The 24,356-nt window shown below is 68.5% G+C and carries 27 protein-coding genes and 1 pseudogene; 12 read left to right on the top strand and 16 right to left on the bottom strand.

All coding sequences use genetic code 11. The annotated features are described in order from the left end of the window. Positions 1-58: 58 nt before the first annotated feature. From aroB to ACAM49_RS19505, 4 genes and pseudogenes are all read right to left on the bottom strand, one after another. Positions 59-1,177, bottom strand: coding sequence for a 3-dehydroquinate synthase (aroB, locus tag ACAM49_RS19520; RefSeq protein WP_369636958.1), 1,119 nt, complete (start codon positions 1,175-1,177; stop codon positions 59-61). Between the two features lie 485 nt (positions 1,178-1,662). Further along, positions 1,663-2,337, bottom strand: a pseudogene (locus tag ACAM49_RS19515) (shikimate kinase); the annotation flags it as partial. Between the two features lie 125 nt (positions 2,338-2,462). Beyond that, positions 2,463-3,668: a chorismate synthase gene (gene aroC / locus ACAM49_RS19510; protein WP_369636970.1), complete on the bottom strand. Its 1,206-nt coding sequence runs from the start codon at positions 3,666-3,668 to the stop codon at positions 2,463-2,465. 72 nt (positions 3,669-3,740) lie between these two features. Then, positions 3,741-4,187 (bottom strand): prepilin peptidase, encoded by a 447-nt coding sequence (locus tag ACAM49_RS19505; protein ID WP_369636957.1) that lies wholly within the window; start codon positions 4,185-4,187, stop codon positions 3,741-3,743. A gap of 151 nt (positions 4,188-4,338) precedes the next feature. Between ACAM49_RS19505 and ACAM49_RS19500 the strand changes: the two genes are divergently transcribed. From ACAM49_RS19500 to ACAM49_RS19485, 4 genes are read left to right on the top strand one after another with little or no spacing between them, the layout of a single operon-like run. Then, a complete protein-coding gene (locus ACAM49_RS19500) occupies positions 4,339-5,463 on the top strand; it encodes a M24 family metallopeptidase (protein WP_369636956.1) in 1,125 nt (374 codons plus the stop codon). A gap of 39 nt (positions 5,464-5,502) precedes the next feature. Further along, positions 5,503-6,066 carry an elongation factor P gene (gene efp, locus ACAM49_RS19495; RefSeq protein WP_040809576.1) on the top strand — a complete coding sequence of 188 codons (564 nt, stop codon included), beginning with the start codon at positions 5,503-5,505 and terminating at the stop codon, positions 6,064-6,066. Positions 6,067-6,086: 20 nt separating this feature from the next. Next, entirely contained in the window at positions 6,087-6,596 is a 510-nt protein-coding gene (gene nusB, locus ACAM49_RS19490) for a transcription antitermination factor NusB (RefSeq protein WP_369636955.1), read from the top strand. A 36-nt stretch (positions 6,597-6,632) separates the two neighbouring features. Further along, on the top strand, positions 6,633-6,890 hold the full coding sequence (locus tag ACAM49_RS19485) for a YciI family protein (RefSeq protein ID WP_369636954.1): 258 nt from the start codon (positions 6,633-6,635) through the stop codon (positions 6,888-6,890). 9 nt (positions 6,891-6,899) lie between these two features. Here the strand turns inward: ACAM49_RS19485 and ACAM49_RS19480 are convergent, their stop codons facing one another. Continuing rightward, positions 6,900-7,877, bottom strand: a complete 978-nt coding sequence (locus ACAM49_RS19480) for a zinc-binding alcohol dehydrogenase family protein (protein WP_369636953.1) — start codon at positions 7,875-7,877, stop codon at positions 6,900-6,902. 100 nt (positions 7,878-7,977) lie between these two features. On the opposite strand from ACAM49_RS19480, the gene ACAM49_RS19475 reads away from it, so the two are divergent. Next, a complete protein-coding gene (locus tag ACAM49_RS19475) occupies positions 7,978-8,550 on the top strand; it encodes a TetR/AcrR family transcriptional regulator (protein ID WP_369636952.1) in 573 nt (190 codons plus the stop codon). 200 nt (positions 8,551-8,750) lie between these two features. Here ACAM49_RS19475 and ACAM49_RS19470 read toward each other — a convergent pair whose 3' ends face one another. Beyond that, positions 8,751-9,152 (bottom strand): winged helix-turn-helix transcriptional regulator, encoded by a 402-nt coding sequence (locus ACAM49_RS19470; RefSeq protein ID WP_369636951.1) that lies wholly within the window; start codon positions 9,150-9,152, stop codon positions 8,751-8,753. Between the two features lie 111 nt (positions 9,153-9,263). Between ACAM49_RS19470 and ACAM49_RS19465 the strand changes: the two genes are divergently transcribed. After that, on the top strand, positions 9,264-10,199 hold the full coding sequence (locus ACAM49_RS19465; protein ID WP_369636950.1) for an NADP-dependent oxidoreductase: 936 nt from the start codon (positions 9,264-9,266) through the stop codon (positions 10,197-10,199). An 89-nt stretch (positions 10,200-10,288) separates the two neighbouring features. Here ACAM49_RS19465 and ACAM49_RS19460 read toward each other — a convergent pair whose 3' ends face one another. Genes ACAM49_RS19460 through ACAM49_RS19445 form a run of 4 tightly spaced genes read right to left on the bottom strand, consistent with a single transcriptional unit; the run spans position 10,289 to position 14,220 of the window. Beyond that, on the bottom strand, positions 10,289-10,915 hold the full coding sequence (locus ACAM49_RS19460) for an NUDIX domain-containing protein (protein WP_369636949.1): 627 nt from the start codon (positions 10,913-10,915) through the stop codon (positions 10,289-10,291). A gap of 10 nt (positions 10,916-10,925) precedes the next feature. Next, positions 10,926-12,179: an adenylosuccinate synthetase gene (locus tag ACAM49_RS19455; protein ID WP_369636948.1), complete on the bottom strand. Its 1,254-nt coding sequence runs from the start codon at positions 12,177-12,179 to the stop codon at positions 10,926-10,928. 35 nt (positions 12,180-12,214) lie between these two features. Beyond that, positions 12,215-13,195, bottom strand: coding sequence for a hypothetical protein (locus ACAM49_RS19450; RefSeq protein ID WP_369636947.1), 981 nt, complete (start codon positions 13,193-13,195; stop codon positions 12,215-12,217). A gap of 5 nt (positions 13,196-13,200) precedes the next feature. Continuing rightward, on the bottom strand, positions 13,201-14,220 hold the full coding sequence (locus ACAM49_RS19445; RefSeq protein WP_369636946.1) for a hypothetical protein: 1,020 nt from the start codon (positions 14,218-14,220) through the stop codon (positions 13,201-13,203). 156 nt (positions 14,221-14,376) lie between these two features. Between ACAM49_RS19445 and ACAM49_RS19440 the strand changes: the two genes are divergently transcribed. Then, positions 14,377-14,982: a DUF4334 domain-containing protein gene (locus tag ACAM49_RS19440; RefSeq protein WP_369636945.1), complete on the top strand. Its 606-nt coding sequence runs from the start codon at positions 14,377-14,379 to the stop codon at positions 14,980-14,982. Between the two features lie 81 nt (positions 14,983-15,063). Beyond that, the gene (locus ACAM49_RS19435) at positions 15,064-16,296 is read left to right on the top strand and encodes an FAD-dependent oxidoreductase (RefSeq protein ID WP_369636944.1); all 1,233 of its coding nucleotides are present in this window, start codon (positions 15,064-15,066) and stop codon (positions 16,294-16,296) included. Positions 16,297-16,306: 10 nt separating this feature from the next. Here ACAM49_RS19435 and ACAM49_RS19430 read toward each other — a convergent pair whose 3' ends face one another. Next, positions 16,307-17,191: an aldo/keto reductase gene (locus ACAM49_RS19430; RefSeq protein ID WP_369636943.1), complete on the bottom strand. Its 885-nt coding sequence runs from the start codon at positions 17,189-17,191 to the stop codon at positions 16,307-16,309. Between the two features lie 113 nt (positions 17,192-17,304). Then, positions 17,305-17,931, bottom strand: coding sequence for an alpha-ketoglutarate-dependent dioxygenase AlkB (locus ACAM49_RS19425; RefSeq protein ID WP_369636942.1), 627 nt, complete (start codon positions 17,929-17,931; stop codon positions 17,305-17,307). Between the two features lie 164 nt (positions 17,932-18,095). Between ACAM49_RS19425 and ACAM49_RS19420 the strand changes: the two genes are divergently transcribed. Both ACAM49_RS19420 and ACAM49_RS19415 read left to right on the top strand, forming a co-directional pair. Further along, complete coding sequence (locus ACAM49_RS19420; RefSeq protein WP_369636941.1) at positions 18,096-19,193, top strand: ferredoxin reductase; 1,098 nt, start codon at positions 18,096-18,098, stop codon at positions 19,191-19,193. Between the two features lie 14 nt (positions 19,194-19,207). Then, positions 19,208-20,539 (top strand): fatty acid desaturase, encoded by a 1,332-nt coding sequence (locus ACAM49_RS19415; protein ID WP_369636940.1) that lies wholly within the window; start codon positions 19,208-19,210, stop codon positions 20,537-20,539. Positions 20,540-20,559: 20 nt separating this feature from the next. Here ACAM49_RS19415 and ACAM49_RS19410 read toward each other — a convergent pair whose 3' ends face one another. After that, on the bottom strand, positions 20,560-20,967 hold the full coding sequence (locus tag ACAM49_RS19410) for a RidA family protein (protein ID WP_369636939.1): 408 nt from the start codon (positions 20,965-20,967) through the stop codon (positions 20,560-20,562). A gap of 9 nt (positions 20,968-20,976) precedes the next feature. After that, positions 20,977-21,483 (bottom strand): DUF2871 domain-containing protein, encoded by a 507-nt coding sequence (locus tag ACAM49_RS19405; RefSeq protein ID WP_369636938.1) that lies wholly within the window; start codon positions 21,481-21,483, stop codon positions 20,977-20,979. A 91-nt stretch (positions 21,484-21,574) separates the two neighbouring features. Here ACAM49_RS19405 and ACAM49_RS19400 point away from each other — a divergent pair, with 91 nt between their 5' ends. After that, a complete protein-coding gene (locus tag ACAM49_RS19400; protein WP_369636937.1) occupies positions 21,575-22,201 on the top strand; it encodes a TetR/AcrR family transcriptional regulator in 627 nt (208 codons plus the stop codon). Position 22,202: 1 nt separating this feature from the next. Here the strand turns inward: ACAM49_RS19400 and ACAM49_RS19395 are convergent, their stop codons facing one another. Together ACAM49_RS19395 and ACAM49_RS19390 are read right to left on the bottom strand one after the other, a co-directional pair. Next, positions 22,203-23,087, bottom strand: coding sequence for an alpha/beta fold hydrolase (locus tag ACAM49_RS19395; protein WP_369636936.1), 885 nt, complete (start codon positions 23,085-23,087; stop codon positions 22,203-22,205). Positions 23,088-23,128: 41 nt separating this feature from the next. After that, on the bottom strand, positions 23,129-24,025 hold the full coding sequence (locus tag ACAM49_RS19390) for an alpha/beta fold hydrolase (RefSeq protein ID WP_369636935.1): 897 nt from the start codon (positions 24,023-24,025) through the stop codon (positions 23,129-23,131). A 107-nt stretch (positions 24,026-24,132) separates the two neighbouring features. Between ACAM49_RS19390 and ACAM49_RS19385 the strand changes: the two genes are divergently transcribed. Further along, the coding region (locus ACAM49_RS19385; RefSeq protein ID WP_369636934.1) for a TetR family transcriptional regulator at positions 24,133-24,356 on the top strand (224 nt) is incomplete at its 3' end.

Raw genomic sequence — 24,356 nt, 5'->3', positions numbered from 1 at the left:
CCGAAAAGAAAACCCCGCGCCATCCTCGTTGTGGCGCGGGGTTTTTCGTATGTCCGGCTTACAGCAGGATGGCTCCGCCGGTCGGGCCGTCCTCGCGGGCGACCGCGGAGTAGGCGGCGGCCAGCAGGCTCGGATCCGGGCCCTCCAGACGGCCCGGCTTGGCCAGGCCGTCGAGCACGACGAAACGGACCACGCCCGAACGGGTCTTCTTGTCGGTCTGCATGGCGTCCAGCAGCTGCGGCAGCGCGTCGGCGTCGTAGGTGGTGGGCAGGCCGATGCTGGCCAGGATGGTGCGGTGGCGCTCGGCGGTGGCATCGTCGAGACGCCCGGCCAGGCGGCCCAATTCGGCCGCGAACACCAGGCCGACCGAGACGGCCGCGCCGTGCCGCCAGCGGTAGCGCTCGCGGCGCTCGATGGCGTGGCCGAGGGTGTGGCCGTAGTTGAGGATCTCGCGCAGATCCGATTCCTTCAGATCCGCGGCCACCACATCGGCCTTGACCTGGATGGCGCGGCGGATGAGCTCGGGCAGCACCTCGCCGGTCGGATCCAGGGCGGCCTCCGGATCGCGTTCCACCAGCTCCAGGATCACCGGGTCGGCGATGAAACCGGCCTTGATGATCTCGGCCATGCCGGCCACGATCTCGTTGCGCGGCAGGGTTTCCAGCGTCGCCAGGTCGACCAGGACCGCGGCCGGCTCGTGGAAGCAGCCGACCAGGTTCTTGCCCGCCTCGGTATTGATGCCGGTCTTGCCGCCGACCGCGGCGTCCACCATGGCCAGCAGGGTGGTCGGCACGTGCACGATGTCCACGCCGCGCATCCAGGTGGCGGCCACGAACCCGGCCAGGTCGGTGGCCGCGCCGCCGCCCAGGCTCACGATCACGTCCTTGCGGGTCAGCCCGATCCGGCCCAGCACCTCCCAGCAGAAGCCCGCGACCTGCAGATCCTTACCGGCCTCGGCGTCCGGGATCTCCACCCGGTGCGCGTCGACGCCCTTGTCCACCAGCGCCTTCCGCACCACCTCGGCGGTCTCGGCCAGCGACGGCTGATAGAAGATCGCCACCGTCCGCACCCCGGACCGACCGGTCACCTCGTCGACCAGGTCGCCCAGCAGCCCCCGTCCGATGATCACCGGGTACGGGTCGGCCGTGCGGACCTCGATGCGAGTCGGCTCGCTCATGCTTGCTGCTCCGATTCTGCTTGTGCGGATTGAGTTGCGGGCTGGTCGGCGCGTGCCCGGGCCCGGGCACGGCGGGCGCGCGCCCGCCGGGAGCGGCCGCTGCCGGGGGCTGCGGGGGCGGACGGTCCGGGCTCGGCGCGGGCGGCCGAGTCGGTGGACGGCGTTGAATCCGGGGGAGTGGCAGCGGGATTCGCCGGGGCTCCGGCCGCGCGGGAGGCGCGACGACGGCGGTTGCGGCTGCCACGCTTGGCAACCGCGTCGGCTTCGCCACCGGATTCGGATGCGCGAGAGCCGGATTCGCCGTCGGCGGCGTCGGACGCGACGGCAGCGGACGGTGCGACAGTGCCCGAGGCCACCTCGGCTCGGCCGCCGCGGCGGCGCGAGCGGCGATTGCGGCGGGGCCGTTTCGTGCCGTCGTTCGTGCCTTCGGACGAGTCGGCGGGCGCGGCCTGGCCGTTGCGTGCGGCGGTGGTCGCAGCCGAATCGGTATCGGCGGCAGTCGTATTCGCGGTTGCGGCAGCCGTCCCGGCGGCGGGCGACTCTGCACCGGCTCGGCCGCCACGTCGACGTTTGCGCCGGGCGCGGGAACGCGAGCTGCTGATCCCGGGCTCGACGGTGGGGGTCTCGGTGGCCGAATCCGCCGGGCGGGCAACCGGTTCCAGGCCGAGCTTGGCCAAAACCATGCGGACCACGCGGCCGGGGCTGCGGCCGTCGGTGCGGACGCGGACCGTCGCCACCTCGCGGTAGAGGGGGCGGCGGATCTTCATCAGCTCGCGGTACTTCTTGGCCGGATCGGCGTCGTTGAGCAGCGGGCGGTTGGTGCTGGCGCCCGTGCGGCGGAGCCCTTCGCCCACACTGATTTCCAGGTAGACGACCGTGCGGCCGCGCAGCAGGGCGCGGGTGGCGGCGGACAGCACCGAGCCGCCGCCGAGGGAGACCACGCCGTGCCCGGCGAGGACCGCGTCGCGCACGACCTCTTCCTCGATCCGGCGGAACTCCGGTTCACCATCGGCGGCGAAGATCTCCGGAATGGTGCGCCCGGTGCGCTCCTCGATCCCGGCGTCGGTGTCGTAGAGCTCGACGCCGAGTTCGCGGGCCAGCTTGCGGCCGATGGTCGACTTGCCCGCGCCCGGCGGGCCGACCAGCACCAAATTCGGCACTGGCCGGTCGTTTTCACCGGTGTTCGCCACCGGATTCACGGCGTTCTCGGACGTCGCGTCCCGGCCTCGAGCCGTCTGCTGGTGGGACGCCGCGTTCTCGTCGGACACCGCGCCGTCGTCGGCGGTCACTGCCCCGCGTTGCCCGGGATGTGCGGGCGAGCGTTGATGCGCTTGAGGTAGGCGTTGATGTTGTCGATGGTCTCGGGCAGCGAGTCGCCGCCGAACTTCTCCAGCACCGCCTGCGCCACGACCAGCGCCACCATGGCCTCGGCCACCACACCGGCCGCGGGCACCGCGCACACGTCCGAGCGCTGGTGGATGGCCACGGCCTCGTCGCCGGAGGACATGTCGACCGTCGAGAGCGCCCGCGGCACAGTCGAAATCGGCTTCATGGCCGCGCGCACGCGCAGCGCCTCGCCATTGGTCATACCGCCCTCGAGGCCGCCGGCGCGGTTGGTGGAGCGCAGCACGCCGTCCGGGCCGGGCTTCATCTCGTCGTGGGCCTGGCTGCCGCGGCGGCGCGCGGTCTCGAAACCGTCGCCGACCTCGACGCCCTTGATGGCCTGAATCCCCATGAGCGCGGCCGCCAGTCGCGAATCCAGGCGCGCCTCACCGGAGGTGAACGAGCCCAGGCCGACCGGCAGGCCCTCGATGACGACCTCGACCACACCGCCGAGGGTGTCGCCGTCCTTCTTCGCGGCCTCGATCTCGGCGATCATGGCGGCCTCGCCGGCCTTGTCGAAGCAGCGCACCGGCGACTCGTCGATGGCGTCCAGATCCGCGGCGGTCGGGATGACGCCGGAGGTATTGGCGGCGGTGCCGATCGACACCACATGCGAGATCACCTCGACACCGAGGGCCTGGCGCAGGAAATTCTTGGCAACGGTGCCCGCCGCGACGCGGGCCGCGGTCTCGCGGGCGCTGGCGCGCTCGAGCACATTGCGGGCGTCGTCGAAGCCGTACTTGAGCATGCCCGAGTAGTCGGCGTGCCCGGGGCGGGGCCGGGTCAGCGGGGCATTGCGGGCCATATCGGCCAGCTCGGCCTGGTCCACCGGATCGGCGGACATGACCTGGGTCCACTTGGGCCACTCCGAGTTCGCCACCTCGATGGCGACCGGGCCGCCCATGGTGCGGCCGTGGCGCACGCCGCCGACCATGGTCACCACGTCGGCCTCGAACTTCATCCGCGCGCCGCGCCCGTAGCCGAGCCGACGCCGGGCCAGCTGTGCGCCGACATCGGCGGTGGTCACCTCGACACCGGCCACCATTCCTTCGAGGATGGTGACGAGAGCGGGACCATGGGATTCTCCGGCAGTTATCCAGCGCAACACGAGTGACATCTTTCCATGCGAGAACAGGTGCTCGAACACACGGCCCACCGACGCCCCACCCAAACCCCGATGTCACCGCCCGCCCAGCACCGCCACCGCACTGGCCACGCACATCGCCGCCCCATGCGCCAGCGTCTCACCGGGACTCTCCGACCCGCCCATTCTCCGGGCCAGCAGCAGGCCGACACCCGCCGCGGCGGTGAGCAGTGGGGCGGCGAGGGCGGCCCAGGCCCAGGTCTGCGGGCTGTGCAGGGCCGTCACCGCCCCTAGACCGAGGGCGAGTTTCACGTCGCCCGCGCCCAGGGCGTGGGGTGCGCACAGGTGGATCGTGAGATAGGGGAGGGCGAGGAGTAGCGCGCCGAGGACGGCGAGTGCCGGTTTGCCCGTAGCGAATCCGTAGCCGAGGGCGGCGGCCGCGCCGGGGAGGGTGAGGGCGTTGGGCAGACGGCGGGTGCGCAGGTCGAAGGTGCTCAGGGCTGTGCACCACGCTGTGAACAAGAGGGTCGGCAGGGGGCTCATGCATCGAGGTTCTCGCGTGGATCGGCCGCGTGGGGCGGCCGATCGTGAAATGTGGAGAACTGCTTCGGTTGTGAACACCGGGGTTTCCGTAACCAGCCCTTTCACGTGTTGCGTGTCCGTGTTGCGGCGTGTCGGCGGTAGCTTTGAATCCATGTCTGCTGATCACGATCCGACCCAGCGGCCCAATTACGCCTTGCGCCGGGCCAACCTGCGCAACCTGCTGGTGGAGAACCGCATCGACGCCCTGCTGGTCACGGATCTGATCAATATCCGGTACCTGACCGGCTTCACCGGCTCGAACGCGGCGCTGCTGGTCTACGCCTGGGATTCCAGCGAGGACCGCACCATCATCTGCACCGACGGCCGCTACATCACCCAGGTCGGGGTACAGGTGCCGGACCTGCGCGCGGAGATCAACCGGGCCAGCGCGCGCCGCGTGGTGGAGATCGCGGGCGAGTGGCAGACCGGCCGCGTCGGCTTCGAGAGCCACATCATGACCGTCGAACAGCATCGCGGCCTGTCGGCACTGGCCACCGGCCTGGAACTGGTCGGGGTCGCGGGCTTGGTCGAGCAGCTGCGCATGGTCAAGGACGCCTACGAGGTGAGCCGCCTGGCCGCGGCCTGCGACGCCGCCGACGCCGCCCTGGCCACCCTGCTCGAGCGCGGCGGCCTGCGTCCGGGCCGCACCGAACGCCAGGTGGCCCGCGAACTGGAATGGCTCATGTTCGAGCACGGCGCGGAGGCCGTCGCCTTCGAGACCATCGTGGCCGCGGGCGCGAATTCGGCTGTCCCGCATCACCGTCCGACCGAGGCGGTGCTGGCCACCGGCGATTTCGTGAAGCTCGACTTCGGCGCGGTGGTCGGCGGCTACCACTCCGATATGACCCGCACCTTCGTCCTCGGCCAGCCCTCGGCCTGGCAGCGCGAGGTCTACGACCTGGTCTACGCCGCGCAGCAGGCGGGCCGGGAGGCGCTGGCACCGGGCGTGTCGACCAAGGCGGTGGACGCGGCCTCGCGTTCGGTGATCGAGGCGGCCGGGCACGGTGAGCTGTTCGTGCACGGCCTCGGACACGGCGTCGGCCTGCAGATCCATGAAGCGCCCGGAATCGCCAAAACGGGCACGGGTACACTACTCGATGGCGTGGCGGTGACCGTCGAGCCAGGTGTGTACTTCCCCGGCCGCGGTGGCGTTCGGATCGAGGACACGCTTGTGGTTCGCAAGGGGGGCCCGGAACTGCTCACCCGCACCAGCAAAGACCTGACCGTCGTCGACTGACGCGCGGTTGAATAACGACTAGTAGGAGATCCGAGGACAGTGGCGGACACCAGCGACTTCAAGAACGGCCTCGTGCTGAAGATCGACAATCAGCTGCAGCAGATCGTCGAGTTCCAGCACGTCAAGCCGGGTAAGGGTCCCGCCTTCGTGCGCACCAAGCTGAAGAACGTGGTCTCGGGCAAGGTCGTCGACAAGACCTTCAACGCCGGCGTCAAGGTGGAGACCGCGACCGTCGACCGCCGCGACATGACGTACCTCTACCACGACGGTGAGGACTACATCTTCATGGACGGCGAGACCTACGACCAGGTGCACCTGGGCGAGCAGCTGCTGGGCCGCAACGCGGGCTTCCTGCTGGAGAACATGGCCGTCCAGATCGCCATGCACGAGGGTGAGGCGCTGTTCGTCGAGCTCCCCGTCGCCATCGACGTCATCGTCACCCACACCGAGCCGGGCCTGCAGGGCGACCGCTCCTCGGCCGGCACCAAGCCCGCCACCGTGGAGACCGGCGCCGAGGTCCAGGTGCCGCTGTTCATCAACCAGGGTGACAAGCTGCGCATCGACACCCGCGACGGCAGCTACATCAGCCGCGTCAACTCCTGACGCGACGGATAATGTCTTCCGTGGCCGATCAATCGGACAAGAAGTCGTTCAAGAAGCTCGGCGCACGGCACAAGGCGCGCCGCCGCGCGGTGGATCTGCTCTTCGAGGCGGAGGCGCGCGACATCGACCCCGCTGACCTGCTCTCCGAGCGGGTCTCGCTGTCGGTGCGTGAGGAGTCGATCGCGCCGATCAACCCCTACACCCGGGTCCTGGTCGAAGGCGTCGCCGACGATCTGGACCGGGTGGACGGCACCATCGAGTCGTACCTGTCCCAGGACTGGACGCTGCCCCGGCTGCCCGCCGTGGACCGCGCCATCCTGCGGGTGGCGGTGTGGGAGTTGTTCCACGCCAACGACGTTCCCCCGGTGGTGGCCGTGGACGAGGCGGTGGAGCTGGCCAAGGAGCTGTCCACCGACGATTCCCCGTCGTTCATCAACGGCGTGCTCGGCCAGGTGGTCGGGGTGGCACCGCAGGTCCGTGCCGCCGCGGCCGCGACCCGCGCCACCGCCGCGCCGGCCGACGACGAGTAATTCGCCGAGCAGTAAGTCGAGAAGGAGAAGCGCAGGGTGCGCAAGTATCTGGTAATGGCCATGCGCACCCCGCGCTTCGACGACTCCGTCATCGTTCCGCACAAGGAATGGCTGGCGGATGTCCGTGAGCGCGGACAGCTGGTGGAATCCGGCAAGTTCACCGACAGCACCGGCGGGGCGTATGTGATCACCGCCGAAAGCCTGTCCGCGGCACAGGAACTCATCCACACCGACCCGATTCACACCACGGGCGCTTCGGAACTCACCATTTACGAGTGGGAAATCACCGGCTGAGCTGGTATTTCACGCCAGGGCCGGTCGCAGGACGATCGTGCCCTTGGCAGCGCGCTGATCCAGCAATTCGTGTGCGTAGGCCGCCTTTTCGAGCGGCAGGACCCGATCCACCAGCGGCGTGATCGAACCCGTCGCGGTCCGTTCCAGGGCCGCTGCCCGCGTCTCGGCGACTCCGGCCAGCCACGCCGGTCCGGAGCAGCCGGTCAACGTAAGGCCCCGCATGATCAAGTCCATGGTGCTGACCTGCGCGGGTGCGCCGGACAGAAATCCGTAGCTGAGCATGCGGCCGCGCAACGGGGTCATGAGATCCAGTAGCGCCAGCGCGGATTCACCGCCGATGGAATCGAACACCACGTCCAGCGTTGCGCCGCCGAGGGTTTCGCGCAGCCGCCGCGGCCACTCCGGATCCAGGTGATCGACGACCGTATCCGCCCCGAATCCGCGTGCCTGCTCGGCCTTTTCGGGACCGCCCGCCGTAGCGATGACTCGGGCGGCCCCGTATTCCTTTGCCAGCTGGGTCAGGTACGCGCCGACTCCCGTGGCGGCCGCTTCGACCAGAATCGTCTCGGTGCCGGTGAGTTTCGCCGTCTCCAGCAGCGGAATAGCCACCGACGCGGACATGCCGACCGCCGCCGCATCCACCGATGACACTCCCTCCGGAATCTCGGTGACGACCTCGGCCGGGACACACACCTGTTCGGCGTAGGTGCCGAAGCTGTTGCTGCCGACCAGCACCCGCCGCCCGATCAGAGCCGTGTCCACGCCGTCGCCGACCTCGGTGATCACGCCCGCCGCCTGCGTCCCGAACACCAGCGGAAACTCCACCGGCAGCGGGAACGCTCCGGAGCGCAGCATGGTCTCGGGGTAAAGCACCGGTATCGCCTCGTTGCGCACCAGCACTTGCCCGGCGTCCGGACGCGGCGCGGGAACCTCACCCGGCACGAGAAATTCGGGTCCACCGGTAGCGGTCAATAGGATTGCTTGCATCGAAACCTCATAAGTTGACTGACGGTCAAGTTGGTATTGCCGAACATATTGACCGCCGGTCAAGTTGTCAACGCTGCAATCCTTCGACGAGAGTGGTGACATGCCCCCGCTCAAGGAACGCGCCGACGCCGCCCGCAACCGGCAGGCAATCCTCGAGGCGACGCGCAAGCTGTTCGCCGAGGAAGGAGCCGAGTCGGCCACGATGGACCGCATCGCCGCCGCGGCGGGGGTGGCCAAGGGAACCCTGTTCCACCGCTTCGGCAATCGGGCCGGGTTGCTCTACGAGCTCATCGCCGAGGGCGCGACCGGCCTGATGGAGGCCGTGCAATCGGGTCCGCCGCCGCTGGGACCCGGCGCTCCGGCCGGCGACCGCCTGCTCGCCTACTTCGACGCCATGACCTGCCTGATCGCCGATGACATCGAGTTGAATGTCGCCTATCAGGCGCTGCCCCCGCACCCCCGCCGCGAGGAATTCCACCGCTTCTGGGCCACCCACATCAGCACCCTGCTCACTGAGGTTCGCCCCGACCTCGACGCCGAGGTGGTCGGCGGGCTACTCCTTGCCCCTTTGGGTGGCGAACTCGTGCCTCACATGGTCCGAGCCGGTCAAAAAGACCGCCTCCGCGAATCGGTCCGCCAACTCGTCCGGTCGGTCATCAACCAACCATCGTGACGCGCACCGTCTTCCGCTGCCCGCCCCATCGTTGAGTGGCACAGCAGTGAGGAGGCTTGCCTGAATCTCCCGCGCTGGTGTGCCACTCAGCGAGCGGGTGGTGGGGTCTGTCTCGCGGGAGGGGTTCGCCGGAGCAGGTCCGGCGGAGGGCATGGCACGGTCTGGGCTGCGGGCGGCCGATTCGGTGAGGGCGCGGGGGTTCAGCGCTGCTGGCCGTCGTAGATTTCGCGCGCGGCCAGGACGTCTTCGATGTAGGTCTCGGCCCAGCTCTTGATGGCTTGCATGACCGGCAGCAGGGTCCGGCCGAGGGGTGTGAGCTCGTAGTCGACCCGCACCGGCACCGACGGGGTGACCGTGCGGCTGATCAGGCCGTCGCGTTCCATCGATCGCAGGGTCTGGGTGAGCATCTTCTGGCTGACCCCCGCGACGATCCGGGACAGATCCGAGTACCGGCGCGGTCCGTCGGCAAGTGCGTTGAGCAGCAGGCTGACCCATTTGTCGCTGATCCGGTCGAGCAGGTGCCGGGTGGGGCATTCCTGGACGTAGGCGTCGTAGGCGCGGCGGGCTTCGGTGCGGCGCTGCGCCGCGGTCTTGGTCGCCATGGCTCTCCCTCGCGTGCCATACGCACTCCGGGGTGCGTACTTCCCGACGGAGAGTAACACTCCCTAGGTTTGCTCTCGGAACCACAACCCCTGGAGCAGAGGAGATTTCACATGCGTGCCGTCGTGATCCGGTCGTTCGGAGGCCCCGAGGTATTGGAGATCGCCGAGGTGCCGGTGCCCGCGGCCGGGCCCGGGCAGGTGCGGATTCGGGTCGCCGCGGCGGCGGTGAATCCGGTGGACGTGCACACCCGCTCCGGCGGGCTGGCGCAGGCGGGGCTGATGGTGGCGCGCGAGGTGATCGGCCTCGGCTGGGATGTGGCGGGGACGATCGACGAGATCGGCTCCGGTGTCACGGGTTTCGCACTCGGTGACGAGGTCTTCGGGCTGTCCGATCGCCTGGATGTGCCGCTGGGCACACATGCGGAGTACGTGGTCCTGGATGCGGCGGCAGTTGCGCTCGCGCCGCGTTCGGTGTCGCCGGTCGAGGCGGCGACCCTCCCGCTGAATGCGCTGACGGCCGCGCAATCCCTGGACGCATTGGCCTTGGCAGCCGGGCAGACCGTGCTGGTGACCGGCGCGGCCGGTGCGGTGGGCGGTTTCGCGGTGGAACTGGCTGCGGCCCAAGGTCTTCGGGTGGTGGCGACGGCCGCCGCATCCGATGAGCCGGTGGTGCGCAAACTGGGCGCGGAGTTCTTCGTCCCGCGTGGTGCTCGCCTCGGCGAGGCGGTGCGCGCCCTGGTACCGGGCGGTGTCGACGGCGCGGTGGACGCGGCCTCGCTGGGCGCCGAGGCCCTCGACGCGGTCCGTTCGACCGGTGCCTTCGCTGCGGTCGTGGGTGGCGCGGAACCGGTGGGCCTGCGCGGAATCCGGGTCGCCAACACCTGGATTCGCGCCGACGGCCCCCGCCTCGCCGAGTTGGCCGCCCTGGTAGACGCGGGCCGCCTGACCCCGCGAGTCGCGCGGACGCTTCCTCTCGCCCAGGTGGCGGCGGCCCATCGCCTTCAGGTCGAAGGCGGTCTTCGCGGCCGCCTGGTGCTGCTGCCGTAATCGCCGGGTGGCACATCGGCGAAGCGAGGCGGATCGTGTCGGCGCGGGCCGAGCGGGTGTGATCGCGGCGCGGTGTGGAGCCCCGCCGTTCAGGCGGTGAAGGCCCACATGGCGGCCGGTCGGCCGGTCGCCTTCACGCGGACCCGCTCGCCGGTGCGCTCGAGGCCGGGCAGGGCCGCCAGGGTGCGGTTGAGATTGCCCGGGTCGGGTTTCACGCCGGTTAGGGCGGTGGTGAGGGCCACGGCGCGGGTGGCGGTGAACTGGTTGCCGGTGAGGGCTCGCGTGAAGGTGAGGTCCTTCCACAGCAATTCGGCGAGGCGATCGCGGGTGGCGGTCAGGATCTCGCTGTGGTCGAACGCGAGCGGGGGCATCTCGTCGAACGGGATCCATTCGGCGGTGTCCGCGCCGTGGTCGGTGACGACGGCCCACATGGCGATGGAGAGGGTGGGGCCGCGCGGGTCGCGGTTGGGTTCGTCGAAGGTGGCGATCTGGCCTACGGCGGTGATGGCGTGCTCGGGGACGCCGAGTTTGGTGTGGACCGCGCGGCGGGCCGCCTCGGCGAGGCGTTCGCCCCGGCGCAGCAGGACGCCGGGCAGGGCGAGGGCATTCTCGAAGGGGGCCCATTTGCGGGGGGCGATGCCGACGCCGACGGTGGGGTCGTCGGCGCCGTAGCGCAGGGTGATCACGTCGATGGATACCGCGGATTGTTGCTCCACAAGTGGACAATCATGCCTGAGCCGGAATGCGGAGCGTGCGATCGGCTCGGTCGGGGCCGTGTGCGGTGAGGACGACCGGCGCGCCGAGTTCGGCTTCGAGGTAGGCGGGCACATCGTCGGGGAGATCGGTCAGGGCCGGGGTCGCGGCGTTGAGTAGGTCGGTCAGCGCCTGCTGATGCTCGAGGTCCTGCCAGACGCCGCACTCCAGCCGGTCGACGCACCCTTCTTCGGTGAGATAGCCGGTGGCGGTGCGGATTTCGCCGACGGCATCGAGGTGGTTGACCGCCAGCCCGTCGATTCCCTCGCACGCGTCGATGGCGTAACGCAGCAGCAGGGGATCGAGGTGCCCGAGCCGGAACGCGCCCTGATATTCGCCGGTTCCGTTGTGCCGCTCGGGAATCGACAGTGCCGGATCCTCGGTCGGGAACGGCCCGGCCCCGTGACGGGTCATGTAGGCCCGGGTCACGCCCAGCACATAGCCGGGCGCCCCGATGCGAGCCAGCATGGCGTGGGCATTGCGCGGCTCGACCGTCGACCACGTGGTGTACGGATGCATCCCACGCCATTCGTCGAGCAGCACGCCCTGGGCGCCCTCGAAGACGAGCCGCCCGGTGTTCGCGAAGGCGGCGAGCTGATCGCCGGGAAGGATCGCCACCGCCCGCGCGAACGCGGTGTACGCCTCGACCAGATCGTCGATCGGGTCGTAACGGTGACGACTACCCGCGAGCAGCGGCGCGTAGTGCTCCTCCAGCGCGATCAGCTTGCGCCGCAACACCTCCGGCCGCAGGCAGTCGGCGACCCGCGGCGCGTCGTGGTCGAGCGCGTAGCTCGCCGTCTCCCCGATTCCGATGCCGCATGAACCGTGCCGGGAGGTACCCCTCGCATCCTCCCGGCACCGGTTGGCGGCCCCGTGGATCGGCGTGGTGAGCAGGGCGCGCTCGTCCACATAGAGCAGGGACAGCGGATCGGCGATCCCGAGCGCGGCGAGTTCCCGCGCCTCGCTGGCCAGGGCCAGCGGTTCGACCAGCATGTGCCGCGACAGCAGGGTCGGCACCCGCGAGAGGGTGCCGGACCCGAACTGCCGGAAGGTGTGGTGGCGGCCGTGGGCGAGCACATTGTGCGCGGCCTGCGCGCCGCCGTTGAACCGCACCACCGCCGCCACGTCGAGTCCGGCGGCGGGTGAGCACAGCCAGTCGACGGTCGCGCCCTTGCCGGCGTCGCCGAAGCCCAAGTCCACCACGATCAGGTGATTGTCGCCGAACATGGGGTGTCCCTTCGTGTTTCGTAACTAGTGCTCAATCACAGATCGACGTCGTCGGTCCCGGTGGCGGCGGGCAGCGCGCCGACGCTGCGCCCCCGGCGGGTCCCGCCCAGCGGTGCGAGGGCCTTGCCCACCGCGTCCGCCTCACTGGTCGAGCCGATATCGCGCAGATCGGCCAGCCCCGCGCCCAGATCGACGCGGTCCTCGTTGATCCCGATGGTCAGCGCGATCAGCTCGCACACCGCCGCCGGATCGTCCAGCCGCAGGAACCGCTCACCCAGCAGCCCCTGCCAGTGCTCGGCGATCTCCGGATCCCGGTAGTAGCTGGACTGATTGGGCAGGATGTAGTGCACGTGCCAGCGATCGGCCAGCTCCCGGTAGATCGAGTCGACCGCGATGTCCTGGTGCACGTCGTCCCCGATGACCGCGCGAATGTAGCGGGCCGCCAGCCGCTTCTTGTTCAGCTCGTCGCCGACGATGAACAGATAGCCCTTGTGCCCCCGCTTCTCCCACGCGTCGGTGACGGTGTGCCGGGCCATGAAATACGCTGCCAGCTCATAGCTTTCGGACTTCTGCCCGCCACCGCCGCCTTCCAGCAGGATCAGCCGCAGCTGCTCGTCCATCCGGTTGTCGGACTCGTACTGCCCGATCTGCAACGGAACCCGATCGCTCTCCGCGTCACCGATGGCCCCGAACATGATCTGCGGATCGTCGGCATAACCCTTGCGCTGCAACAGCCCGTGCAGCTTGGACAGCTTCTCCTGCATGATGCGCGGCACCCGGCCCATCGACCCGGTGACATCGAACAGCACCGCGATCGGCAGCGAATTCCCGTGATCGGCCGAATCTCTCGACTCGCGCATCCCGACGCCCAGCGGATCCAGGGTGGGGTGCGCCTTCCACTGATCCCACGGCACCGACCGCATATCCGCGGTGTAGCCGAAGTCGTCGAGCCCCTTGGCGGCCCGGAAGGTGCGCGCGGCGTCGTAGGCACTGTCGTCCCAGCGTCCGTAACCCATTGCTATCACTTACCTTTCGTGAGCTCGAAGGGCCGGAAGCGGCGCTTCCCGTAGAGCCGGTCGAGCAGATCGTCGAATTCGTCCAGCAGGTCCGCGGCGTCGGGCCGCAGCCTGGGATCGGTTTGCAGGCAGCCGGTGGCGTAGGCGCGCAGCGGTGCCGGGGCGCGGTCGCCGAGCATGGTGAACATGAGGCGATGCGCGAGGTACACGTCGGTGGCGGGGGAGACCGCGTCGCGGATCTCGGGCGGATAGTCCAGCGACTTCAGCGTCGCGGCCGCCGGAACACCGGGCCGGGTCGCGAAAGACCAACCCGCCAGCACGATTCCGTGCAAGCGCGGATGCACCAGCACATTGGCCGGGCTGATGGCGGTGTGCACCCAGCCCGCGAGCTTCGCCCCGGCGAGGCAGCGCAGCAGTCTGCGATGCATCCACGCGTAATCGCGCGGATCGAGCCCGTCGGGATAGGCGGCCCGGACGTCTTCGAGGGTGACGAACCCGTCGATGAGCGCGGTCAGCACATTCACGGTGCGGTGTTCGCCGGTCCCGGAGTCGAGGTGATCGACGGTGTCGACGAGTTCGGGGAAGTACGGTCGCAGCCATTCGTGCTCGGCGGCCACACTCGCGATGTCCCGCAGGGCGTTTCGCTCCCCGGCGAGCAGCCGGTTGGCGGCCGCGCGGCGCGGGATCTTCACGACCCGATCCGATCCGCTGCGGTACAAATCCGCGATCGATCCGGCGGCGTGCAGCCCACCCACCGGGTAGCGCCCGTGCGCGCCGGTCACCTCGAAGTCGGCCTCGTCCAGCTCCAGCCACCGCCGGTACAACTCCGACAGTCGCGCGAACGCCGCACTCGCGATGCTCGCGTCGACTGCCTCGACCCGATCGGGATGAACCAGCGCCGCCATCCGGTGGTAGCGCCGCCGTGCCGTCTGCCTGCTCGTGGAATCGGTTGCCGCGGAACCGAAGAGATCCTCGGGCCGCCGCGCCGCCCGGATGGTCTCCGCGGTCTCTCGCGCTGTCGTCATAGTTTTAGACTAGATGACTAAAACGGTGACCGCCAGGGATTTGGCCAACTTTTTGTTGCGGAGACCAAAAGGTTGGTCCGGATCGATGTATTCGGCCAAATGAGGGTGTCGGGATGTCAGCCTGGCTCTAATCGGCCGGTGCGGGTCGGGGCTAGGGTGAGGGAAATTGTGCCGCCGACTCTCACCGAGGAGATCATGATGGTTGCCGCCGACTCGGCGACGGACGCTGCCGCGCGGCTGCGCGCGCTGATCGACAACCCGGCCACGGCCGCCCAGGCGTGGGAGTTGTTCGACAGCCTGCCGACCGTGCGGGTGGAGGAGATCACCACCGGACGCTGGCGCGGCGCGGAAGTGGGCACCGGGCATCCGTGGGACGGCATGCTGGTCGAAACGGGGTGGTACGGTAAGCAATTCGACAGCGCCGACAGTGTGCAGCCGCTGTTGTTCGCCGGGCCGCACGGGGAGATCTTCGCCGTCGATCCGCGCCGGGTGCCGCTGTTCCTGGCGGGCAAGGTCCCGGTGTCGGCGCTGCGCCCGGTGCGTCGCTCGCTCGGCATGCTGCGGCCCGCGCTGCGCACGCGGACGCCGAAGGCCCGGCTGCGGAATCTGGAATTCCGTGGAAAGTCCAGCGCCGCAATGATCTACGACCACCTGCCGATCATCGACATCTTCCGCCGCGTCGACACCGACACCCTGCTCGGCGTGATGGACATGCGCGGACTGAACGAACCGTACTTCTTCGTCCTGTATCGCGACCGCTGACGGCCCCCGCGAAGCGCCTGTCCCCGAGCCGAACTCGGCCTACCATCGGAAGCGACGATGGTCTCGACTCGGGAGGTCCCGATGGAGCGTACGACCTGTCTCATTGCCGGCGGGGGCCCGGCGGGAATGTTCCTGGGAGTGATGCTGGCGCGCGCCGGTATCGACGTCACGGTGCTGGAGAAACACGGTGACTTCCTGCGCGACTTCCGCGGCGACACCGTGCACCCCACCACCCTGGAACTGATCGACGCGCTGGGCCTGCGCGAGGATTTCGCGAAGCTGCCGCAGCGGCGGCTCAACGATGTGCAGATCCCCATCGGCGGCCGCATGGTGCCGGTGGCGACGTTGAATCACATTCCGGGCCGGCACAAGTACATCGCCATGGTGCCGCAGTGGGATCTGCTGGATCTGCTGGCCCGCGCGGGCGATGTCGAACCGAGCTTCCGGCTGCGCATGAACACCGAGGTGGTCGGGCTCGTGCACGAGGGCGGCCGGGTCGTCGGCGCGCGCTACCGCACGAAAGACGGTGCGGACGGCGAGATTCGCGCGGAGCTGACCGTGGCCTGCGACGGCCGTTCCTCGGTGGTGCGGTCGGCGGCCGGACTCGGGGTGCGGAACTGGGCCACGCCCTTCGACGCCTGGTGGTTCCGGATTCCACGGCACGGCACCGATCCGTCCGGGCTGATTCCGCTGGTGAGCGCGAACCGCGTGGTCATCATGTTCGACCGCGGCGACTATTTCCAGTGCGCCACCCTCATCGCGAAGGGCAGCGACTCGGAACTGCGTGCGAGCCAACCGGTCAGCGTCATCACCCGCCAGATGGCCGACGTGGTGCCGTGGCTGGCCGACCGCGCCGAAGCGTTGCGGAGCTGGGACGAGGTGAAACTCCTCGACGTCAAACTGGATCGGCTCGACCGCTGGTATACCGACGGCCTGCTCTGCCTCGGCGATGCCGCGCACGCCATGTCCCCGGTCGGCGGCGTCGGTATCAACCTGGCGGTGCAGGATGCGGTCGCGGCCGCCCGCATCCTCGGCCCGAAACTGTTGTCGCACAACGTCACCACCGCCGACCTGGCGCGCGTGCAACGCCACCGCGTGCTGCCGACCGCGGTCATCCAGGGGATGCAGCGCATCGCCCACGCCCGCTTCGTCCGCCCGGCGGTAGCCGGACGGCTGAACATCTCGGACCTCCCCGAGACTCCCTTGGCCTTGCGGATCGGACGGCGCATTCCGGTGCTGCGGAGCCTGCCGGTCTTCCTGGTCGCCCGCGGCGTTGTTCCCGAACGGGTTCCGGACTTCGCTCGCCGCCCCTGACCCGCCCGGGTCAGGCGTGCGCGGGAACCTCGGCGAGCGCGGACAACCGCTCGAACTGATCCGGCGTCAGGGATACCGCGCCCGCGGCGAGGTTCTCCTCGAGGTGCGCGAGGGAGGTGGTGCCCGGAATCGGGAGCAAGGTGGGGGAGCGGTGCAGCAGCCAGGCCAGTGACACCTGGGCCGGGGTGGCCCCGACCTCGGCCGCCACCTCGGCGAGCGGGCTGTCGGGCCCGGCGTGCGCGCCCCCGGCCACCGGGAAGAACGGAATGAACGCGATCCCGTGCGCCGCGGCGTAATCCACGACATCCTCGTGGTGGCGGTCGCCGAGATTGTAGAGATTCTGCACGCTCGCGATGGGCGCGATCGCGGCCGCCTCCCGCAGCTGCTCGACCGTCGCCTCCGACAGCCCGATATGGCGCGCCTTGCCCTCCTCGACCAGTCGCGCCAGGGCGCCGATCTGATCGGCGAGCGGATAGTTCGGGTCGATCCGGTGCAGCTGCAACAGGTCGATGCGGTCGAGTTTCAGCCTGCGCAAACCCAATTCGGCCTGCTGGCGCAGATAGTCCGGGTGCCCGAGCGGCACCCATTCGGTCGGCGAGGGCCGCAGCACGCCGATCTTGGTCGCGATCACCACATCCTCGCGATAGGGATGCAGCGCCTCGGCGACCAGTTCCTCGTTCTCACCCAGTCCGTACGAATCCGCGGTGTCGATGAGGTTCGCCCCCAGCTCGACCGCCCGCCGCAGCACCGCCACAGCCGCGGCCCGATCCGTCGGCGCCCGCCAGATGTGTCCCATGCCCGGCTCGAAACCGGGTTCCGGCGCGGCCGCCAAACGCATGGTGCCGTAACCGATCCGGTTGACCGGAAGATCGCCGCCCAGCTGGAATTCCGCCATCGTTCCTCGACTCCTCGTGCGTCCTGCCGTTACGGGCGAATGAACCGCAACTCCCGCGGATTCATTCCTGGCCCGGCACAGCGGAATCGGTGCGCGGCGTCCGGACCCCTCGGCTACCGGACGCCGCGCGGCCGGAACTGGATGCTGATCCGCGGCCCCACCGGCCGCTTCGTCTTGGGAATGGCGTGCTCCCAAGTCCTTTGGCACGACCCGCCCATCACGATGAGATCCCCGTGCCCCAGTGGATACCGCACACTGGCCCCGCCCCCGCGCGGCCGCAGCAACAGCGCCCGCGCCGCACCCACCGACACGATCGCCACCATGGTGTCGTCGGTGGCCCCGCGCCCGAACGTATCCCCGTGCCAGGCGACGCTGACGTTCCCGTCCCGGTAGTAGCAGAGCCCCGACGTGGTGAACGCCTCCCCGAGTTCCTCGGAGTAGTACGCGCTCAACGCATCCCGAGCCTCGCTCAGCACCGGATCCGGTAGCTCCCGCCCCTCCTCGTAAAAGCGCAGCAGCCGAGGCACATCCACCACCCGGTCGTACATGGCCCGCCGATCCGCCCGCCACGGCACCCCCGTCGCCAGCCGCTCGAACAACTCGTCCGCCCCGCTCAACCACCCCGGCAGCACATCGACCCACGCCCCATCCCCGAGCTCGGTGCGCCGGACCTCATCCAGCGCCCCGACCCCGACCTCCCCGAACCCATCGAGCAGCGATCCCTGCAATGGCGTCGACATGCGCACGAACCTACCACAAGATCGAACATGTGTTCGGGTATTTGACTGGTAAGACCTTCATGGGTGAACGATTGTTCTGCCAAACATCTCGAGAACGGCCGTGTTCAGTCGTGATGTCTCACCGTCCACGTTTATTCGAGTGCACGAGTGTTACGCCTAGGGACATGGCGGAACGGGGTGCTCGACCGAAGGTATCGCGTGGGAGGCTGCTGCTCCTACGGGCGCTCAGGCATCTGTTCACACCGCTGCGGCCGGACGACTACCTCGAGCTGATCAACCCGTTGTGGACTACGCGGGAGTTGCGCGGGCGAGTCGAGAAGGTGGTGCCGGAAGGGGCCTACGCGGCATCGGTGTTCATCCGGCCCGGTTACGAGTGGGGTGGGCATCGGCCGGGGCAGTATGTTCGGCTCGGGGTGCTCATCAACGGTGTCTTCCATTGGCGCGCATACTCTTTGACCTCGGATCCGGATGCGGCCGACGGGCTGATATCGGTGACGCCGAAGCTCGTGGAGAACGGGGTCGTCTCGCCCTACCTGGTGCGGGCGATCCGGCCGGGCGAGGTGGTGCGGCTCGGTGAGGTCGAGGGTGTGTTCACCCTGCCCGAACCGGCGCCCGCGAAGCTGCTGTTCCTGAGCGCCGGTAGCGGCATCACGCCGATCGCGAGCATGCTGCGCAGCCTGGATCGGCGCGGGGCGCTGGGCGACGTGGTCGTCTCGCACTCCGCGCGCACGGCCGAGCAGGTGATGTTCGCCGGGCTGCTCCGCGATCTGGACCGCCGCCATTCGGGTCTGCGGCTGGATATCCGGCTGACCGGTGAACGCGGCAGGCTCACACCCGGCGAGTTGGACACGCTGTGCCCGGATTGGCGGGAACGCGAGGCCTTCTGCTCCGGTCCGCCGGCGATGCTCGACGCCCTCACCGAGCACTGGAACACGCACGGCAACCCGGACAAGCTGCACATGGAACGCTTCCAGCCGATCATCGGCGGAGCGGAAGGCGGCGGGCAGGGCGGGCTCGTGCACTTTCAGCGCAGCGGCGTCGACGCCGAATGTGACGGCAGCACACCTATTTTGGTCGCCGGTGAACGGGCCGGACTGGACCTGCGCCACGGCTGCCGGATCGGCATCTGTCATACCTGCACCGGTGTCCTGCGCTCGGGCAAACTGCGCGACCTGCGCAGCGGAGAGGTCGGCGAACCTACCGGCCGGGCCGTGCGGATCTGCGTGAATACCGCCGAGGGCGACATCGAGATCGAACTCTGATCGAAAGGACGGACATGAAGACGGCACCCAATCCCCTCGCGCATCTCAGCGATCGGCAACTGCAACAGCTGGCCGAGGAATTCGACGCCATACACTCCGCGGTCTACGCCGACCTGGGCGAGAGCGACCGCCGCTACATCAAATCCGTGATCACCGCCCAGCGCCAGCTCGCCGTCGCGGGCCGGGCACTGCTGCTGGGCTCGATCTATCCCCCGGCGTGGCTGGCCGGCACCGCCTGCCTGGGCATGGCGAAGATCCTGGAGAACATGGAGATCGGCCACAACATCATGCACGGCCAATGGGATTGGATGAACGACCCCGACATCCACTCCACGGTTTGGGATTGGGACACCGCCTCCACCGCGGAGGCATGGAAGCACTCCCACAACTACATTCACCACACCTTCACCAATATCCGCGGCAAGGACAAGGATCTCGGCTACGAGATCATGCGGATCGACCCGAACCAGAAGTGGAGCCCGGTATACCTGGCACAGCCGTTCTACAACGTGCTGCTCATGGCCTTCTTCGAGTGGGGAGTGGCCTTTCACGACATGGACATCGAGGCCATTCGCGCCGGGGACAAACCGATGAGCGAGGTCTGGCGGGATCTGAAAGGCATCGCCGCCAAGGCGCGAGCGCAGATCACCAAGGACTATCTCGGCTGGCCGCTGGTGAGCGCGGCGGCGTTCGGCGCGGCCCAGCTCGTTCTCCGCGATCGGCTGCCGCAGCCCTCGACGTCGCGAATCGGCAAGGGGCTCAGGGCGATCAGTGGCAGCCGCCGTACCGACCGGGTCGCGAACGTGCTCGACCGGCTGCTCCCCGGAGTGGAACGCGCCTTCCTGGCCACCCTCGCAGCGTCCTTCGCCGCCAACATCATGCGCAACGTCTGGGCGCACGCCATCATCTTCTGCGGCCACTTCCCCGACCAGACCTATACCTTCAGCCAGGACGAGGTCGAAAACGAGACCCGCGGCGGCTGGTACGGGCGGCAGCTGGTCGGGGCCGCCAATATCGAGGGCAGTCCGCTGTTCCACATCATCAGCGGCAACCTCGGCTACCAGGTCGAACACCACCTGTTCCCCGACATGCCGAGCAGTCGTTACGCCGAAATCGCCCCGAAGGTCAAAGACCTCTGCGCACGCTACGAACTCCCCTACAACTCCGGCCCGCTCGCGCGCCAGTGGGCCATGGTCCACCGCACCATCGCCCGCCTCGCCTTCCCCGGCGGCGAACCCCGCCCGAAGCCCGGCCCCTACCGCCCGGAAACCGAGAGGTTCACGCCGAACGGCCACAGCGAATCCGAACGCTTCCGCAATCGGCTACCGGACCAGGACAAGGTTTGAAAACGACCGACGCTTTCGATTCAGCGAGCCGCGACGGCTGCGATCGCCTCGATTTCGCAGAGCACTCCGGGCCGGGCGAAGGCGGCGACGGTGAGGACGGTGATGGCGGGCGGCGGATCGGTCCGGGCGCCCCAGATCTCCAGGAAAGCCTCGTACCCGTCCCGCACCGGCTCGCCCGCCGCGACGAACATGGTCCATTTCACGATGTGCTCGAGGTCCGCGCCCGCCGCCACCAGGCAGGCCCGGACATTGGCGAGCGCCTGGCGGGACTGCTCCTTCAGGGTCGGCCCCACCAGCTGCCCGCTGCCGTCGATCCCGTTCTGCCCACCGACGTAAATCGTGTCCGCCGCGGCCGAAACCCGTACGGCCTGACTGAACGCCGGACTGGTCGGTAGCGATTCCGGATTGATGTGACTGACAAGACTCATGCCAGCACCCTAGATCCGACCTCCCGCATTCCGGCTGTATCGCGAATTCTCATGCCGGAACGGATGTCTGGACGGGGTGTGTCCGGTGGCTGTCGCCGGGCGGTACAGGCAGCTGAAGAAGAGGGTGAAGGCGATGGTCAGGAGGATGTGGGCGCCGCCGGAAAGGTGGGCCAGAAGATTGCTTTCGGTGCGGCCCTGCACGGTTCGCATACCGATCGCGGTCATGCAGGCCACCGCCCAGAGGACACCCACGTTGTAGGTCCAGAAGAACCAGCCGAACAGGCGCTGGGAGGAGAGGGTGAACTGCTTTTCCAGGACCAGGACGATCAGGAAAAACAGGGTGCCGAGGGTCAGCAGATGGGTGTGGGTGACGGCGAGTTCGGTCTTGCCGGTGAAGTCGTGGGACTTGGTGTAGTCGCGGTAGAAGAGGCCGGACAGGAGGCCGAGCACGGTGTAAATGGTTGCCGCGTAGTAGATCTGCTTCATCACGACGATCACATTAGAACAGATGGCCATTTAATGGAACACTGTTCTAGTGAGTAGTCCGTTGGTCGTGTACGCGGTACGCTGATCCGGTCACGGGTGTGGTTGTCGGCAGGAGGCGTGGATGTCAGCGGAGCGGTCCGGTGTGGTGCGGCTGCGGGATCGGCGTGAGCAGTTGACATTGCGGACCATCCTGACCACCGCGCGCGGGCTGTTCGCCGAAAGTGGCTATGCGGGTACGTCGATTCGGCAGATCGCGCGTGAGGCCGGGGTCGCGCCACAGACGATCTACTCGCACTTCGGCTCGAAGGCCGGTGTGCTGCGGGGGCTGATCGACCTGCTCGAAGAGGAAGCCGGGCTGATCGACCTGCGGGCCGAGGCCCAGCACCTCGACGATCCCATGGCGTTGATTCGCATGCTGGCCAAGGGAAGTCGGCAAACCCGCGAGCGATGCGGTGACATCCTCACCATGCTGCACGCCGGGGTGGGCATCGACGCCGACCTCGCCGACGCGTGGGCAGACGCCATGCGCCGCAACCGCGTCGAGATCGACGCGGTCATCGCGCAGATCCGCGATACGGGCAGGAATCTCGACGCGAATGCCACCGATGTCGCCGTCGCGTTGATGACCGACGGCGTTTATCACAGCCTGGTCGGCGAGGCCGGTTGGACGCCGGCGGCGTACGAGCGCTGGCTCACGGACACGCTCGCACGCCTTCTACTGGGCCCCGAGCCGAAGGTCGGCCGATAGCTCAGGCGCGGACCTGATCGTGCTGCTTCACGAAGTCGAGGAACCGGGGGATCACCTTTTCCGGTATGGCCCATAGCATTTCGTGGCCTACGCCGGGATAGATGTCGACCACGGCGCTCGGGATCAGCTCGCGGACTCGCCGTGCGCCGACTTCCGGATCGTTGGCGACCGTGGTGGCTCCGAAGAGCACCATGAGCGGTGTGGTGACCGCCGCGAGTTGCTCGTCGGTGAGCGGTCGTTCCCACGGCATGGCCATGCGGAACCTGATGGCGCTCATGGCCAGTTCCCACTGTTCGTCGGTGAGTTCCATGCCCGGCGTGAGCCACTGCATGAGCTTGGCCATCCGCTTGCGCGTCGGCACCATGCCGCCGACAAGGAACTTGAACAGCACACTCCATCGCGGTTTGGTGAAGGTCGCGCCACCCGGTTCGAGCATGGTCACACTGGCCAGTCGCTCGGAGTGCCGCACGCCGACCAGCAGTGAAAGCCAGGAGCCGACCGAGTATCCGGCGAGGTGCACGCGGTCCGCGCCCAATCCGTCGAACACCTCGAGCAACCAGGCGACGATGTCGGCCTCGTCGCGCAGGGGAGCGGTCTGCTCGCTGCGCCCGGCCCAGCCGAGCGGATCCACGGTGTACACCACGCGATCCCGCGACAGTCCCTCGATGACCGATTCCCAGAACAACCCATTGCCCGGCATGCCCGGCAGCAACACGATCGGTGTGTCGGAACCGGACCCGGATTTGCGTACCCGCGTCGTTCCGTACGACGTCGTGATATCGAGATCCGTTGACGGCACCGGCCATTGCGCCGCCATGGCGTCATAGGCCCGCAGGTACCTCGCCTTGGCCTTCGCGCTGATGAAACGTCCGATCTTGTCGGCCATTCGGCCTCCCTTCCTCTTCGAAGCTTCGGTCTGTGGCGGATTCAGTTGGCGTGCGGAGCGTCCACGGGATCGTGCATGCTCGCGAAGCCGAGAATCCGGTCGAGGACGGCGTCCTTGTCGCGCCCCTGGAACAGCAGTCCGTGCGTCGCGCCGGGGTAGATCTCCACCTCACAGCGCGGAATCCGCTGTCGCGCACGGGCCGCGGCCGCCTCGGCGTCACCGAGCACCGACTCGGCACCGTAGGTGAGCAACGTGGGTGCCGTGATCGCCCGCAGCTCTGCATCTTTCAGCCGCTGCGGCCACGGCGACCGCGTCCTGTAGCCGAGTCCGGGCTTGGCACAGGCCATTTCCTCCTCGACCGGCACATTGCCGGGCATCAGCCATTCGGCCGCCTTGCGCATGTTCTTCTCCGACGGCGGAATGGCGTAGCGAATCATCTTGAACAGCACACCCCACGGCGTCTTGCCGACCGCCCCGCCCGGCTCGACCAACAGCAGACTCGCGATCCGATTCGACCCGTCCACCGCCGCCATGAACGCCCGCCACGCGCCATCGGAATAGCCCATGACGTGCGCGTGCGGCAACCTGAGCGCCGCCAGCGTCTCGTCGAGCCAGGTCGCGTAGTCGACCCGGCCGGTGATCGGCGCCGTCTGCACGCTCAGTCCCGGCCCGCCGATGATGTCGAGCGCGTACACGGTCCGCTCGGCGGCCAGCCGCTCGATGATCGGATACCACACCGCCCCGTTGCCCATCACCGGCGGAATCAGCACCAGCGGAGCCCCCGCACCGTCACCGCACTTGCGGACATGTGTTGTCCCGTAAGAAGTTTCGATGTCGAACTCGGTGGTCGGAACCGTCCATAGGTTCGACAGTGACGCATAGGCCTTCATGTAGGCGTCCCGTGCCGCCTCACTCTTCCATTGCCCGATCTTGGCCATCGCGCCTCCCCGTCCATCATCGTTGATGGTATGAACGTACCATAAAAATGATATGGGCGTACCATCAAAAACTTCGCACCCCAGGGAGTCACAGGAGAGCTGGTCACATGCCGCGTTTGGTGGATCACGAGCAGCGGCGGCGGGAGATCACCACCGCCGCGCGCAAGGTCATCGCCGCCGGCGGGCTCGATGCCGCCACCTTTCAGGCGGTGGCGGCCGAGGCGGGGATCTCGGTGCGGCTCATTCAGTACTACTTCGGGACGAAGCGGGATCTGATGCTCGCCACCCATTTGGCGGTGGTCGAGGATTGGGGGAAGGGGTTCGCCGGGGC

The organism is Nocardia sp. JMUB6875 (genome assembly GCF_041154655.1).
Lineage (GTDB): Bacteria > Actinomycetota > Actinomycetes > Mycobacteriales > Mycobacteriaceae > Nocardia.
Note: the sequence above shows the minus strand (reverse complement) of the source record. Positions and strands in the feature narration are given on the sequence as shown.